The organism is Rhizobium sp. P1_E6 (assembly GCF_056405875.1).
Genome location: NZ_JBFUBG010000088.1, coordinates 14,395 through 28,384, shown reverse-complemented (window position 1 = coordinate 28,384; position 13,990 = coordinate 14,395). Strand labels below are relative to the sequence as shown.

Below are 13,990 nucleotides of genomic sequence, written 5' to 3'. Positions count from 1 at the left end.
TCGTTGCAGAACAGGCCCGCGAACTCGATATTCCGCTCGCCGCAGTCTTGCTGGAGCCTGTTGCCCGCAACACCGCTGCTGCAGTGGCAGCAGCAGCAGGTCTGGCCTCCGAGCATTTCGGCAAGGAAGCCATCATTCAGATGCTGGCTTCCGATCATGAAATCCTGGCCGATGAAGCCTATTTCGATGCTATCCGCACAGCCCGTGATGCGGCAGCCAAGGGCAAGCTCGTTACCTTCGGCATCACGCCGACCGAGCCGGCGACCGGCTATGGTTATATAGAGATCGGCAAGCAACTTTCGGGCGGCGCACACGAGGTCAAGCGCTTCGTTGAAAAGCCAGTTCGCGAAAAGGCCGAGGAAATGTTGGCCGCCGGTGGTTTCTATTGGAATTCCGGTATCTTCATGTTCCCAGTCACCGAATTGTTGTCCGAAATGCAGGACTATGCACCGGATGTTCTGAAAGCGGCCAGCAAGGCCGTTTCGAAGGCGACGCGTGATCTGGACTTCACGCGCCTCGATGCAGAGCACTTCGCAAAAAGCCCCGACATTTCCATCGATTACGCAATTATGGAGAAGACGTCCAAAGCGGTGGTCGTGCCGTCCGCCTTCAAGTGGTCGGATCTGGGTAGCTGGGATGCCATATGGAAAACCGGCATTCAGGATGAAAACGGCAACATTGCCGCCGCCAACACAACTGTCGTCAACACCCGCAACTCGCTCGTCATGACCCATGGTGTGCATCTTGCCGTACAGGGCATGGACGATGTCGCCGTTATTGCCAGCGAGGACGCAGTCTATGTCGGACCGCTGAAGGAAAGCCAGCAAGTCGGCAACCTCGTCAAGCTGCTTGCCGGCCAGAAGAAGACGTCGAAGCTGACAGAGACGCATCCCACCTCTTATCGCCCCTGGGGCGGCTACACCTCGATCTTCAACGGCGACCGTTTCCAGGTGAAGCGTATTTTCGTCACACCCGGCAAGAAGCTGTCGCTGCAGAAGCACCATCACCGCTCTGAGCACTGGATCGTTGTCAAGGGGACCGCGGAGGTCACGATCGGCGAGAACGTGCAGATGCTGCGGGAAAACGAATCGGTCTATATTCCGCTCGGAGAGGTCCACCGTCTTGCAAATCCTGGCAAGATTCTTCTGGAACTCATCGAAGTTCAGACCGGCTCCTACCTCGGCGAAGACGACATCATTCGCATTGTCGACGAGTTCGGCCGCTCTTAACGTTTCCTTAAAACGCCATTTAGGCTTGATTTGTTGCGTTGCAGCATATAGCCCAAGTGGCGTTATTTTAACTTGGAGATAGCTTCATGCGTATCGTTATGATTGGTTCTGGCTATGTCGGTCTCGTTTCAGGTGCCTGCTTCGCCGACTTTGGTCACCATGTGACTTGCGTCGATAAGTCCGAGGCAAAAATAACAGCGCTGGAAGCCGGCGAAGTGCCGATTTTTGAACCTGGGCTCGAGGCCATCATTCAGCAGAACCGCGAAGCTGGACGCCTGGATTTCTCTAAAGACCTCGCCCCTTCCGTCGGTGAAGCAGATGTCGTCTTTATCGCCGTCGGCACGCCCTCGCGCCGCGGCGATGGCCACGCGGATCTGACCTATGTCTATGCTGCAGCGCGCGAAATTGCTGCCGCTATCAAGGGCTTCACCGTCGTCGTTACCAAATCGACCGTTCCCGTGGGTACCGGGGACGAAATCGAACGCATCTTCCGTGAAGAATTTCCGGAAAAGGATATTGCTGTCGTCTCCAATCCTGAATTCTTGCGGGAAGGTGCAGCGATCACCGACTTCAAGCGTCCCGACCGTATCGTGATCGGCACGGAGGATGCCCGTGCGATCGAGGTCATGCGCGAGGTATATCGCCCGCTCTATCTCAACGAAGCGCCGCTCTACTTCTGCGAACGCCGCACCTCCGAGCTCATCAAATACGCCGCCAACGCATTCCTCGCGATGAAGATCACCTTCATCAACGAGATCGCCGATCTCTCAGAAAAGATCGGCGCTGACGTCCAGAAAGTTGCCAAGGGCATCGGTATGGACAAGCGTATCGGCGACAAATTCCTGCATGCTGGYCCGGGCTACGGTGGGTCGTGCTTCCCCAAGGATACGCTCGCCCTCGTCAAGACCGCGCAGGACTTTGACAGCCCCGTACGTCTCATCGAGACGACGGTCGCGATCAACGACAATCGCAAGCGCGCCATGGGTCGCAAGGTTATCGCCGCCTGCGATGGTGACGTGCGCGGTAAGAAGATTGCCGTTCTCGGCCTTACTTTCAAGCCGAACACCGACGACATGCGTGACGCGCCGTCGATCACCATCGTTCAGGCCCTGCTCGATGGCGGGGCCACGGTCCACGCCTACGATCCCGAAGGCATGGAAGCGGCAAAGGACATGCTCGGCCCCATCACTTACGGGAAAGATCCTTATGAGATCGCCGTGGATGCCGACGCGATTGTCATTGTCACCGAATGGGACGAATTCCGCGCGCTCGACCTCAAACGCCTCAAAAGCGTCATGAGAGATTCGGTTATTGTCGATCTCCGAAACATTTACCCGGCAAGTGAAGTTGCCAAGCATGGGTTCGGTTATTTTGCCATCGGACGGAAGCCCGAGAAAAGGTAAGCTCGGTTCCTTCATCAGCGAGAGCGCCGGGCTGGTGGCTTTCATCCGGCCCGCGCCTGTTGCAGAATGGGCATCAGGTATACCTCGCCGAACCTCCTGATGGGAGTACGGTCATCTTTTCTGCGTCACCGACGACGAGACATCTCTCTATACAAAGAGGAAGTCGTCGGAAGACAGGTTCGCCATTGCGACCTTGGAGATCAGCACACTGTTATGATCGTCGAAGGTGATGAGCGTTCCGGCGGAGGTGGAGCTCATTAACGCATGCAGGCTGGCGTAATCGTCCACCAGCGAGCTGTCGAAGGCGATTCGGTCATGGATATTTCCCCCATGCGCCTGGAAACCAGAGACGGTATCCTGGCCTGCCTGAGCGTGGAAGAGGAAAACATCGTTGGCGATGCTGGAACCGACCAGCGTGTCTTTCACCCCCTCATGCGACGTCAGGATCACACCGGCAGCAAATGCTGTTTGTGTGTGCGAGCCGTCGACATTCGTTTTGTCCGTCCATTGCTTGTTGCCGTCGACGCCGTAGTGGGTCTGCTCGGTCGTGCTCGGCGACGCTCCATCTCCAGCATATGTAAACAGGATGTAGTCGCGCGAATGGTCCGCATGCGTCGTATCCGATACCGTTTGCCGGCCCTTCGTGTCGAAGTTGTTGCACTCCTGCGATCCATCCGCATTCAAATGGTATGACTGCGAAACGGTGTGAGCAGCGTCACCGTATTTGCGGACGCTATCGATAAGCTTTCCGGCGGCATCATATGTCTGAATTTGTTGGGCATAATCCTTCCCAGTGATCGCAAGGCTTGCTTCGACACGCCCACCGTCGGCATAGCGAATGCTATAACCCGTCTCGTGCCCAGTGGCAGGATCGAATCTGTGGGTCTCCTTCGATCCGTCGCTATTGTAAGCCGTGAACTCCTTGAGGTGATCACCCGGCGCGTAGGTTTCGGTTTTGATCAGTTTCTGCCCTGCAGTATAGAACAGCGCAGTTGTAAGCTGGCCAGTCACGTCGAAATTTCGGATCTCGCCGGCGCCGGTGCTGTCAAAATGTTCAGTATGGGCGATCGTATGGCTAGGATCGCCGTACTTGCGCACCAGATCGATAATCTTGCCCTTGGAATCGTAGCTGATGATCTGTTCGACATAATCCTTGCCTTTGACAGCCAAGTTAGCCTCGGTGCGGCTGYCGTCGGCATTGCGGATATAATAGCTGAGCTCCTTGCCGGTATCAGCATCGTACCGATGCCCCTCTTTCGACCCGTCGCTGTTTCGAATTTCCTGATAATAGGTGTTCGTCACGGGATCGTAAGTGCCAAGCGAGGGATCMGGTATGAGAATATCTGTTCCGATCAGGTTGCCGTTAGCGTCGTAGTGGCTGAGCTTTGCGACGTTTGTCGTGCCGGCGGCATAAGTGGCCACGTCATAGGAATGGTCTGCGGCATAGAGAGTGTAACCCGTGGCGGGACCGGTGCTGTTTGCATAAGCAAAGACCTTCAGTGCCGGGTTTATTCCGAATGTTTCTGTGCTGATGAGCCGGCCGTTCTGGTCGAGCAGATCCTTGGAGACCATCTTGTTACTGGTGTCATAGCTGATGATCTGACCGGAATAGGGCTGACCGGTGATGCCGAAAGTGCCTTCGACATGAGACTTGTCGGCGTGGACGATTGAGAAACTCGTTTCCTGACCGGCGGCGTTATAGCGGTGCGTTTCCGTCGTTCCGTCGGGCTCCCAACTGGTGGACATGATCTTTGTGTGCCCGGGTGCGAAACGCTCCTGAAGGATCAGCTTGCCCGTTGTATCGTAGGTATAGGCTTCCTCGACATAGTCTTTGCCGGTGATGCCATACGTGGTGCGGGTCGAACTCTTGTCGGCATTATAGACGGTTTCGATCGTTTTTGCCCCGGAGGCCGGATCGAAATAGGTGACAGTCTTGCGGGAACCGTCATCGTTGAAGGCCTGCTCGAACTTCAGTCGGTTCAAAGAATCATATTGCTCGTACTCAATCAGGACGCCGTTCTTGGTGATGTTGATATCCGACGAACCGTCCGTCTTCCAGGTCTGGGTCGTGGTGACGCCATCGGCGCCGATTTTCTGGTCGAAGACCAGCTTGCTTCCGAGATAACGCTCGGATTCGATGACCTTGCCTTGTTCGTTGTAAATATAGACCTGCCGGTCGTAGCTTCCGCCTGAGACCGCCGTGCTGGTCTTGAAGGTAACATCGTCGCCCGCGATCTTGTTCAGGACCCCTGAATTTATGTAGAGGCGCATCACATAATCGGAGGGAACCGTCAGCATATGCGTGTCGGTGAGGATAATTGATTGAACGCTGGCATCCGTCATGATGCTGTCCATGCGTCCAACGATTTCCGCAGCGGTGCCGATCTCGATACCCGCCGGGGCGGCAATGATACCGTAGCGGCCCGATGAATCGACGGCGACCGCGCTGAGGTTATGCTCTCCTGTCGTCGAAAAGACGATGTCGGCGGTGTAGCGGCCCATTGAGTCTGTCTCGGCCGTCGCGATCACCTTGCCGTTCTCGTAAATGACGACGGTGGTGCCAAGCTTGGCTGAGCCGCTAATCGTTACCGAATTGCTGCCCGATGGATCATGCATGGCATCGCTCACCAGAACGGTCGGAGCGGCGATATAGGCATCGGGATCTGGAAAGTTGACCGTAGAACCGGTCTCTATATCCAGATCACCGTAGACCGCTGCAACGCTCTCCGTGGCGTTCGCATGGCGGTAAATGCCTTCGGCCCAGTACACCCCCTGATCCTGAATATAACCGAGCGGCCCCATGTAATCGACAATCGTCACGCCATCTCGCGTTACGACAAGCCGTCCGTTTCCATCAGGATCAAAGGTCGCCTTGATATCTATGTCGTAGTTGTGCCCGCGCTGGATATCGTAGGCGTCAGTGAAAATTACCTGCTGAACCGGATTTCCATTTGCATCGCTGTAACCGATGCTGATGCCCATCTTCTCGCCCGTCAGCGTCACCGAAAAGGGTGGCGGGACGACCAGTGCGCCCTCGTGCACATTCTGATGAAGCTGGCCGAGCACCATGAAATGGGCCGTATTGGGCGGCCCCTGCTCGAGCATGAAGTCATAGGAAACCTGCAGCGGCGTTCCGTAGGTGATTGGTTGCCTGTCGGCGATCTCAACGCGCTCGGAGGCGTGATTGTTCGCCACATCCCACGGAGCCTGGTCTCCGTCGTGCAGCTCGAACCGGATAGCCCCCTCCCGCGGCACCGACAGGGCATAGTCCTTGGCTCCGCCCTGATATTCAAAGGGTTGATCGTCCACCTCAATTGAATAGTAACCCGTTAGGGAGCTGTTCCAGTCTTCCGGCTGAATTATGGTAACCATTTGCCCGCCGTTCCTGTTGGTTTCAATGCCAACAGGGTCCCAAATGAACGTTAAAGAGAACAAAAACAAAAAATTAAAATACGACATTTCCCCCACTATTCAGAGTCGTTTTTTAAAAAATCAAACAACCCCTGGTGATTGAGGCGATTGCCTTGTCACCAAAACTTCATACGGCCTTTAAGAAACTGTCTCGTCTGCGCGCTACTCCTCGCCCAAACGGAATGCAATTTTTTTTGCAGAGGAGAAAGTTATGTCAATGAAATTGCAAAATACGGTTGCGGCCAGTGTTGTCGCCTTGATGTCCATGGTTGGCTCAGCGCATGCCGATACGACGGTGAAATTCTGGCACAGCTTCAGCAAATCCTCCGGCGAGGCGCTCAACAAGATCATCGCAAATTTCGAGGCCGCCAACCCCGGGATTCATATCGAAGGCGAGTTCGTCGGCGACTACAACGACATCGTCGCCAAGTTGCAGGCGGCCATCCCCGCGAAACGTGCACCTGATGCCGTCATCATGGAAGTCACCCGCTACGGCCTCTTCGCCGACCGCGGCGCGCTGATCGACCTCACGCCCTATTTCAATGCCGACCCGCTGAAGGACGACCTCTACGACTACGCCCGTGAGGTTGGCGTCTACAACGGCAAGAACTACATCGTGCCGTTCAACTCCTCGACGCCGGTCCTCTATTACAACAAGGATATCCTGGCGCGTGCCGGCTTCACGACGGAACCGTCGCTGAAGACTTTCGCAGATATTCTTGCCGTTTCGAAGACAATCACCGAAAAGCTCGGCTCGGAAGGCATTACCGGCATTGCAGCCCCCGGCCAGTTCGCCCGCTGGGGTCTCGTCATGTCCAACGACAGCGAGCTGATCGATTCCAAGACCAACGACATCCTGCTCGACTCGCCGAACACGATCGAGGCCTATCAGTGGATGGCTTCGCTGGTTCATGACCAGAAGGTCGCCTCTCCCGATGGCGTTACCGACGAAGATGTCGGCCGCGACGCTTTTTACGCCGGCAAGGTCGGCATATCCCTGAACTCGACAGGTGACTATGGCGGCGCCAGGAAGGCGCTCGGCGACAAGCTCGAAGTCCGCTCGATGCCCTGCAACAAGGTTTGCTCTGTTCCGATCGGCGGCGCCGGCATCGGCATCCTGGCAACCTCGCCGAAGGACGTCCAGGATGCTGCCTACAAGTTCATCAGCTATGCCGCTTCGCCGGAAGCCAACGCCGTCTGGTTCGCAGCGACTGGCTACCTGCCGATCAACAAGAAGAGTGCCGCCCAGCCAGTTGCCGCCGAGGCGCTTGCCAAAAAGCAGGGCATCGATGTTGCCATCAAGCAGCTCGACTTCGCCCATGGTCGCGCCCGTCCGCCGGTCGTCACCTGGATGCGCGCGACGGAGTACAAGATGTGGGAAGCCATGGCGCTCGGCCAGCGCGATGTCACGGAAACGATGAAGGACTTCGCGACCCAGACCCGCGAAGAAGCCAAGCGTTCCAGCAACTAAGCCTCCCCCTTCAGCAAGACGGCGGGCCTTAAACAGCTCGTCGTCTCAACTGTCTCGGTCCCATGCTGCGGAAACTCACGCCTTATTTCCTCGTCGCACCGCTGATCATCTTCATCACGGTCTTCACCTATATCCCCGTTATTACCAGTGTGAACCTCAGCTTCCGGCACTGGGACTTTCTGTCGCCGACCATGCCCYTCGTCGGTTTCGAGAACTACCGCCTGCTGCTGAATTCCCGCGACTTCTGGAATGCGCTGCAGGTGACTGCACTCTTTGCGCTGATTTCCGTACCGATCAGGCTGGCGCTGGCGCTCGCGGTCGCGAGCTATCTCGTCCGCGAGACATTGCCGTCGCGGCTTTTGCGCGGGGCGCTGTTTCTGCCTTCCGTTACCTCAACCGTCTCGATTGCGGTCGTCTTCTCCTGGCTCTTCGCTACCGATTACGGCATGGTGAACGCCGTCCTCACCTCGCTCGGCCTCGGGAAAGTGCCGTGGCTGCAGGATCCGCAGCTTGCCCTCTGGGTGCTGATTTTCGTCAATACGTGGAAACAGCTCGGCTACGATATCGTCATCTATATTGCCGGCCTGCAGGCTGTGCCGCAGGAGCTTTATGATGCCGCTGCCGTCGATGGCGGCAGGCGTTTCCATGTCTTCCGCCGGGTCACCATCCCGCTCGTCATGCCGACCACCTATTTCCTGCTGGTGATTTCGGTGATCGAAGCCTTCCAGGTTTTCACCATCGTCAACATCATGACCCATGGCGGCCCCGCGGGTGCTACCGACATGCTCGTCAACCTGCTTTATCGCGTGGGTTTCACTCTCTTCGACATCGGCAGGGGCTCGGCACTCGCCGTCCTGCTCTTCATTTTCCTGATCGTGCTGGCGCTGATCAAATCCTTCGTCATCGGCCGGAAGGTGCATTATGAAGCTTGAAAACCCGCTCTTGACCGGCCTCGCGCTGCTTGCCGGGCTGATCTTTTTGTCGCCCGTTCTTTACTCCATCTGGATGTCCTTCGAGACGGCGCAATCCTATTATACCGGCAGGTACGAGTTCACGCTGGACAACTATGTCCGCGCCGTCACCGAGTACAATTTCGCCCGTTATCTCGCAAACAGCATCATCGTTTCGGGTCTGGTGACGCTGCTCGGCATCACGGTCGCCACCATGGCCGCCTTCGCCTTCGCGCGCTTCCAGTTCCGCGGCGGCAACCTGCTCTTCGGCGCGACGGTCGCCACATTGATGATCCCGAGCCATATCAGCCTGATCCCCAACTATCTGACGCTTGCCAAGGCCGGCCTGCTCGACACTTACGCCGGCCTCATCCTGCCGGCGATCTCGAACGGCTTTGCTGCCTTCTTCCYGCGCCAGTACATCAAGGGCATTCCGAAGGCTCTGGACGAGGCMGCCTATATGGACGGAGCCACACCGCTGCAGGTGCTCTGGCGGGTGATCGTGCCGATCGCCAGGCCGGCGATCTTCTCGATGGGTCTCTACATCTTCATCAGCGAATGGAACAACTACATCTGGCCGCTGGTGGCCGTCGGCAAGGAAGACCTCTACACGCTGCAGATCGGCCTTGCCCGCCTCTATCGTATCAATCCCGGCGAGGGCCTGGTCGACTGGCCGCTCGTCATGGCCGCCTGCACCCTCAGCATCCTGCCGGTGCTGCTCGGCTTTCTGCTGGTCGAGCGCCATCTCGTGCGCGGCATTACGCTCGGCGCGGTCAAATAGATCCATGAAGAAGGACAAGCATAGAATGACACGCATCGCATCGCACCGCGGCGGCACTCTGGAATTCGGCGACAGCACGCCGCAAGGCTTTGCTGCGACGGCAAGAATGCTACTGGAGGAGGTGGAATTCGACGTCCATCCGACAGCCGATGGCGCGATCATGGTCCATCACGACGCAACGCTGGACGGGACGACGGACCGTAGCGGTGCGATCGCCGCCATGAGCGAAGCAGAAGTCCGGGCCGCTATCATCAACTACGGCAACGGTGGGCATCCGATCTCGCTTGCCGAGCTTTGCACCCTCTACGCCGACAGCACGGTGGATTTCCGCTGCGAAATAAAGCCTGGCGTCGACGGCCGCCCCTATGAGAATTTTGTGCCTCGCGTCGTCGAAACCCTCGCCCGTCACGGCATGCTGGAAAGAACGATCTTCTCCTCGTTTCTGGTGGAGTCGCAGGATGCGCTTTCGGCGGCTACCAGCCGACCAAAACTCTGGCTCGTCAGCCCGCCGGTCTTGCGTCAGCTCGGACCAGCAGCTGTCATCGAAGTCGCCAAAGCTCACGACATCCCCGAACTCGGCGTCCATGTTGATACGGCCGATTCCATGTTGATGGCCGAGATCGAGAACGCCGGGCTCGATTTCGGCTGCTGGGCTGCCCATTCGGCCAGGCAGATCGAGAAGGTGCTGGCGCTCGGCATCAAGGTCTTCACGACGGACAGGCCTAGCCTTGCAATCGCCATTCGCGACCGCTTCCGGGCAGAGGCCGCCCAATGAGCGGCATCATCCTTCGAGACATCAGGAAATCCTATCCCGGCGGGCCGGAAATCCTGCATGGCGTTTCCATGGATATCAAATCAGGCGAATTCATCGTCATCGTCGGCCCTTCCGGCTGCGGCAAGTCCACGCTGTTGCGCCTGATTGCCGGCCTGGAACGCTGCGAACAGGGCGATATCGAAATAGGCGGAAAGCGAGCAAATGATCTCGCCCCGCAGGATCGTGACATCGCCATGATCTTCCAGAACTACGCGCTCTATCCGCATATGACGGTGCGCGAGAATATCGCTTTCGGTTTGGAACTGCGCGGCATGCCGAAAGCCGAACGCAATGCGCGCGCCCAAAATGTGGCCAGAACGCTGCAGCTCGAAGCCTATCTTGATCGCAAGCCGGGCGCGCTGTCCGGCGGCCAGCGTCAGCGTGTGGCGATGGGCCGCGCCATGGCGCGCAACAGCTCCATCTTCCTGATGGACGAGCCGCTGTCGAACCTCGACAACGCACTGCGCGTTGCAATGCGCACCGAGATCAAGGAGTTGCATCGTCAGCTCGGCGCCACCATCGTCTATGTCACGCATGATCAGACCGAGGCGCTCTCATTGGCCGACAGGATTGCCGTGATGAAGGATGGCGACCTCTTGCAGTTCGACACACCGGAAGCGATCTACGACCAGCCGCAGAACCGCTTTGTCGCGGGCTTCCTCGGCGTTCCCGCGATGAATTTCCTGCCTGTCGAACATCTCCCCGGCTGGCAGGGCCGAGCAAACTTGACGGCTGGGCTGAGGCCCGAATGCATGGCGATCCGCGCCGAAAAGCCGCGTGAGCCTGCCCTGCCCGCTCGGCTTATGCTGTCTGAGATGACAGGTTCTGATATGATCCTGCACTGTGACAGTCCAGCCGGACGCATTACGCTCATCAGTCCGCGCAAGGACGTGCCACGCCACGCCGACAACTTCTGGGTCACGTGCGACCTTGACCGGGCCGTGTTTTTCGATAACCAGAGCGGGAGCCGCGTCGATCTTTCAGCTGGAGATCGCCGAATTTAGACGCCGCTGACTGGTCCCGGCCCCGAAAAGCTGCTCCATGAGACGTGATGCGATGGAAAGACCGAACGAAATTCCGCAACTTCTCGGCGATCTTATCAGCCGCAATTCGACAAAGCTCACCGAGGCCGACACACGCCTTCTCGACGTGATGATGCAGGACCCGATCCGCGCAGCTATGGAAAACGGCAAGACTGTCTCCTTCCGCGCCGGTGTGCATCCGGCTTCGGCCGTACGGCTGGCGCGCCGTCTCGGTTTCAAGGGCTATCCTGAATTCAGGACTTTCCTGCAGGCCAATCTCATCGAAGGTGGCGGCGATTTCGAAAGCCCGGCCGCCCGCATGGCCGCCCGTCTCGTCCGGGGGGAGGAAGGCGGTGTCCTTTCCTCCGTGCTCGACAGTGAAATTGCTGCACTTCAGCAGGTCAGAAACGCTGTCGCGGACGCGGATGTCAGGGGTTTTTCGGAGGTGTTGCGCGATTGTCGCCGGGTGTTTGTCTTCGGGCGCGGTCATTCCGCCGCCCTCTCCTCACTCATCGCACTCAGGCTCAATCGCTCTGGCTATCCGTCAATCGATCTCGGGAGCCAGATGCACCTGATCGCCGAAGCGCTGGCGACGTTGGGACCGGGCGATGTCGTCTGGCTGTTCGCCTTCCGCAAGGCTTCACCGCTCATCCATCAGATCAGGAAGATCGCAGCCGAAGGAGGCGCAAAGGTTCTGGCACTGACTGATCTGCTCAGCGCCCGCATCGACCCCGCGCCCGATCGGCAGATCTCGGTTTCCCGTGGCGAAGCCGGCGAATCGCAGTCTCTTGTCGTTCCCATGACGATCGCCAACGCCGTCATTCTCGATCTTGCCGCCATTGATGACGGCCGTTCGCTGCGGGCACTCAGCAGTTTCAAGGCGTTCCGCGCGGACCGCGGCCTATCGCCGGTGATTCTGTAGCGCCAAAGCCTTGGAAACGACTGACCGCGCCTGCGGTTCACCCGATGATCGCCAAGTTGTATCCGGGAAGCATTTCCGTCTCCCGGATACCTGCATTCGAAGCTCAAGCCGCCCGAGCGGCCTTGGCTGGAATCTCCACATCGATTTCGAGAATCGAAAAATTCTCGCCGCGATCGATCCTTATCTGCAGGCGATCGCCTTCGATTTCGACGTGTTTGGCGATAACCGCGAGGATCTCCTCTCTGAGAAGAGACACGAGATCCGAGCCGGGGGACACGCGTTCGTGCGCTAGCAGCAGTTGCAGGCGCTCGCGCGCGATCGGCGCAGTTTTCTTCTTCTGAAAGAAATCAAATACGCTCATGCTGCCCTCCGTCCGAAGATCTTGCCGAACAGGCCGCGCTTCTCGCCGGGTACCGTCACCGGGAGAACTTCGCCCGAAAGGCGACGGACCGCTTCGAAATAGGCCCTTGCCGGGGCGCTATTCTGGTCCGCTAGCGTGACCGGAGCGCCGAGGTTGGAAGCGCGCAGCACATCCATGCTTTCCGGAATGATGCCGAGCAGCGGGATCGACAGAATCTCGAGCACGTCATCCACCTTCAGCATATCGCCGCGTTCGGCGCGAGTGACATCGTAGCGGGTCAGAAGCAGGTGCTTTTCAATGCGCTCGCCTCTTTCTGCCTTTTCCGTCTTGGCATCCAGAAGACCGATGATGCGATCGGAATCGCGCACCGAGGAGACTTCCGGATTGGTGACGATGACGGCGATATCGGCATGGCGCATCGCAAGCGTTGCGCCGCGCTCGATGCCGGCGGGGCTGTCGCAGATAACCCAGTCGAAATGCGTCTTCAATTCGTTGACGACGCGCTCGACACCTTCAGCGGTAAGGCAATCCTTATCGCGAGTCTGCGATGCGGGCAGCAGAAACAGCGTTTCCAGCCGCTTGTCGCGGATCAGCGCCTGGGTCAGCTTCGCCTCGCCCTGGATGACATTGATCATGTCATAGACGACACGACGCTCAGCGCCCATGACGAGATCGAGGTTGCGAAGGCCGACGTCGAAGTCGACGACGACGACCTTCTCGTTCCTTTGCGCCAGCGCCGCCCCCAACGCTGCAGTCGAGGTTGTCTTGCCAACGCCACCTTTACCCGAGGTTACAACAATGACTTTTCCCATATCCCTCTCCTGTTTCAACCATTCACCCTATTAGACCAGTCGCGATGCCATGATCGCGTCGTCCTCAAGCCACAACTGCGCAGGCTGACCGCGCAAGTTTGCCGGCAGATCGTCTGCCGTCTTGTAAATCCCGTCGATCGCCAGAAGCTCGGCCTCCAGTTTGCGGCAGAAAATTCGCGCCGCCGAATTGCCGATCGATCCGGCGAGCGCCCGTCCGCGAAGCGCGCCATAAACATGGATCGAACCACCAGCGATCACCTCCGCTCCCGAAGCGATAGATCCGATGACCGTCACGTCGCCTTCCGGAAACACGATCGACTGGCCGGAACGCACAGGCTCGTGCAGAACCAGCGACGACGGAGCAGCGCGCACAACCGATGGCGCAGGAACCTCCCGACGAACCTCCGCAGGCTCCGCCTTGCGTGGCTTCTGCGCTTCAGCCTGGGCATCAGCTGCGGGCATTTCTACGTCAGCGGCGGGGCGACCTCCGACCATGCCCGGCGGCATGCTGGCGTCGAGCTGCGATGGCCGTGCGCCTTCGATACCCATAACCCTCACGCCACGCTCGCCGAGAGCTGCAACCATCGCTTTCAATGCGGCGCGGTCGAGCGAGAGCTCGCTCACATCGAGAACGACAGKCCTGCCAAGAAAGAACCCGGCAGAGCGTGCAGCGAGGTCGTCAAGYCGCGTAAGCCAATCCTCGAACGGCAGATCCGGTGTGAGCACGACCGCCAGAAACGACCTGCCTTTGATACGAATGGAGCGTGCGTCAGTTAACACGTTAGTAAACTTGGTTAATTTCGATTTAAAAGCA

General features: G+C 58.2%; 12 protein-coding genes. 8 read left to right on the top strand and 4 right to left on the bottom strand.

What is annotated here, in order from left to right:
* Together AC1D35_RS28560 and AC1D35_RS28555 are read left to right on the top strand one after the other, a co-directional pair.
* On the top strand, positions 1-1,229 hold a 1,229-nt coding region (locus AC1D35_RS28560; RefSeq protein WP_477941296.1), incomplete at its 5' end, for a mannose-1-phosphate guanylyltransferase/mannose-6-phosphate isomerase.
* 86 nt (positions 1,230-1,315) lie between these two features.
* Complete coding sequence (locus AC1D35_RS28555; RefSeq protein ID WP_113296342.1) at positions 1,316-2,632, top strand: UDP-glucose dehydrogenase family protein; 1,317 nt, start codon at positions 1,316-1,318, stop codon at positions 2,630-2,632.
* Between the two features lie 147 nt (positions 2,633-2,779).
* Here the strand turns inward: AC1D35_RS28555 and AC1D35_RS28550 are convergent, their stop codons facing one another.
* Positions 2,780-6,100 (bottom strand): polysaccharide lyase family protein, encoded by a 3,321-nt coding sequence (locus AC1D35_RS28550; RefSeq protein ID WP_477941294.1) that lies wholly within the window; start codon positions 6,098-6,100, stop codon positions 2,780-2,782.
* A gap of 154 nt (positions 6,101-6,254) precedes the next feature.
* Between AC1D35_RS28550 and AC1D35_RS28545 the strand changes: the two genes are divergently transcribed.
* The 6 genes from AC1D35_RS28545 (at position 6,255) to AC1D35_RS28520 (ending at position 12,003) form a co-directional block, all read left to right on the top strand.
* Positions 6,255-7,514, top strand: coding sequence for an ABC transporter substrate-binding protein (locus tag AC1D35_RS28545; RefSeq protein WP_477941292.1), 1,260 nt, complete (start codon positions 6,255-6,257; stop codon positions 7,512-7,514).
* A 62-nt stretch (positions 7,515-7,576) separates the two neighbouring features.
* Positions 7,577-8,446 (top strand): carbohydrate ABC transporter permease, encoded by an 870-nt coding sequence (locus AC1D35_RS28540; RefSeq protein WP_477941289.1) that lies wholly within the window; start codon positions 7,577-7,579, stop codon positions 8,444-8,446.
* Positions 8,436-9,245, top strand: a complete 810-nt coding sequence (locus tag AC1D35_RS28535) for a carbohydrate ABC transporter permease (protein WP_477941287.1) — start codon at positions 8,436-8,438, stop codon at positions 9,243-9,245. Before AC1D35_RS28540 ends, AC1D35_RS28535 begins: the two co-directional genes overlap by 11 nt.
* 25 nt (positions 9,246-9,270) lie before the next feature.
* Positions 9,271-10,020 (top strand): glycerophosphodiester phosphodiesterase family protein, encoded by a 750-nt coding sequence (locus AC1D35_RS28530; RefSeq protein WP_477941286.1) that lies wholly within the window; start codon positions 9,271-9,273, stop codon positions 10,018-10,020.
* Complete coding sequence (locus AC1D35_RS28525; RefSeq protein WP_113296337.1) at positions 10,017-11,063, top strand: ATP-binding cassette domain-containing protein; 1,047 nt, start codon at positions 10,017-10,019, stop codon at positions 11,061-11,063. The genes AC1D35_RS28530 and AC1D35_RS28525 overlap by 4 nt, the downstream gene beginning before the upstream one ends.
* 52 nt (positions 11,064-11,115) lie before the next feature.
* Positions 11,116-12,003: a MurR/RpiR family transcriptional regulator gene (locus AC1D35_RS28520; protein WP_477941284.1), complete on the top strand. Its 888-nt coding sequence runs from the start codon at positions 11,116-11,118 to the stop codon at positions 12,001-12,003.
* A gap of 103 nt (positions 12,004-12,106) precedes the next feature.
* Here the strand turns inward: AC1D35_RS28520 and minE are convergent, their stop codons facing one another.
* From minE to minC, 3 genes are read right to left on the bottom strand one after another with little or no spacing between them, the layout of a single operon-like run.
* Positions 12,107-12,364 (bottom strand): cell division topological specificity factor MinE, encoded by a 258-nt coding sequence (gene minE, locus AC1D35_RS28515; RefSeq protein WP_113296336.1) that lies wholly within the window; start codon positions 12,362-12,364, stop codon positions 12,107-12,109.
* Positions 12,361-13,176, bottom strand: a complete 816-nt coding sequence (gene minD / locus AC1D35_RS28510) for a septum site-determining protein MinD (protein ID WP_113296335.1) — start codon at positions 13,174-13,176, stop codon at positions 12,361-12,363. The genes minE and minD overlap by 4 nt, the downstream gene beginning before the upstream one ends.
* A 30-nt stretch (positions 13,177-13,206) precedes the next feature.
* Positions 13,207-13,956 carry a septum site-determining protein MinC gene (minC, locus tag AC1D35_RS28505; protein ID WP_477941282.1) on the bottom strand — a complete coding sequence of 250 codons (750 nt, stop codon included), beginning with the start codon at positions 13,954-13,956 and terminating at the stop codon, positions 13,207-13,209.
* Positions 13,957-13,990 lie beyond the last annotated feature (34 nt).

What these genes read in the sequence shown, in the direction of transcription:
- AC1D35_RS28545 (WP_477941292.1), top strand. Translation starts at nt 6,255, where the DNA reads ATGTCAATGAAATTGCAAAATACGGTTGCGGCCAGTGTTGTCGCCTTG.
- AC1D35_RS28530 (WP_477941286.1), top strand. Translation starts at nt 9,271, where the DNA reads ATGACACGCATCGCATCGCACCGCGGCGGCACTCTGGAATTCGGCGAC.
- AC1D35_RS28525 (WP_113296337.1), top strand. Translation starts at nt 10,017, where the DNA reads ATGAGCGGCATCATCCTTCGAGACATCAGGAAATCCTATCCCGGCGGG.
- AC1D35_RS28520 (WP_477941284.1), top strand. Translation starts at nt 11,116, where the DNA reads ATGGAAAGACCGAACGAAATTCCGCAACTTCTCGGCGATCTTATCAGC.
- minE (WP_113296336.1), bottom strand. Translation starts at nt 12,364, where the DNA reads ATGAGCGTATTTGATTTCTTTCAGAAGAAGAAAACTGCGCCGATCGCG.
- minD (WP_113296335.1), bottom strand. Translation starts at nt 13,176, where the DNA reads ATGGGAAAAGTCATTGTTGTAACCTCGGGTAAAGGTGGCGTTGGCAAG.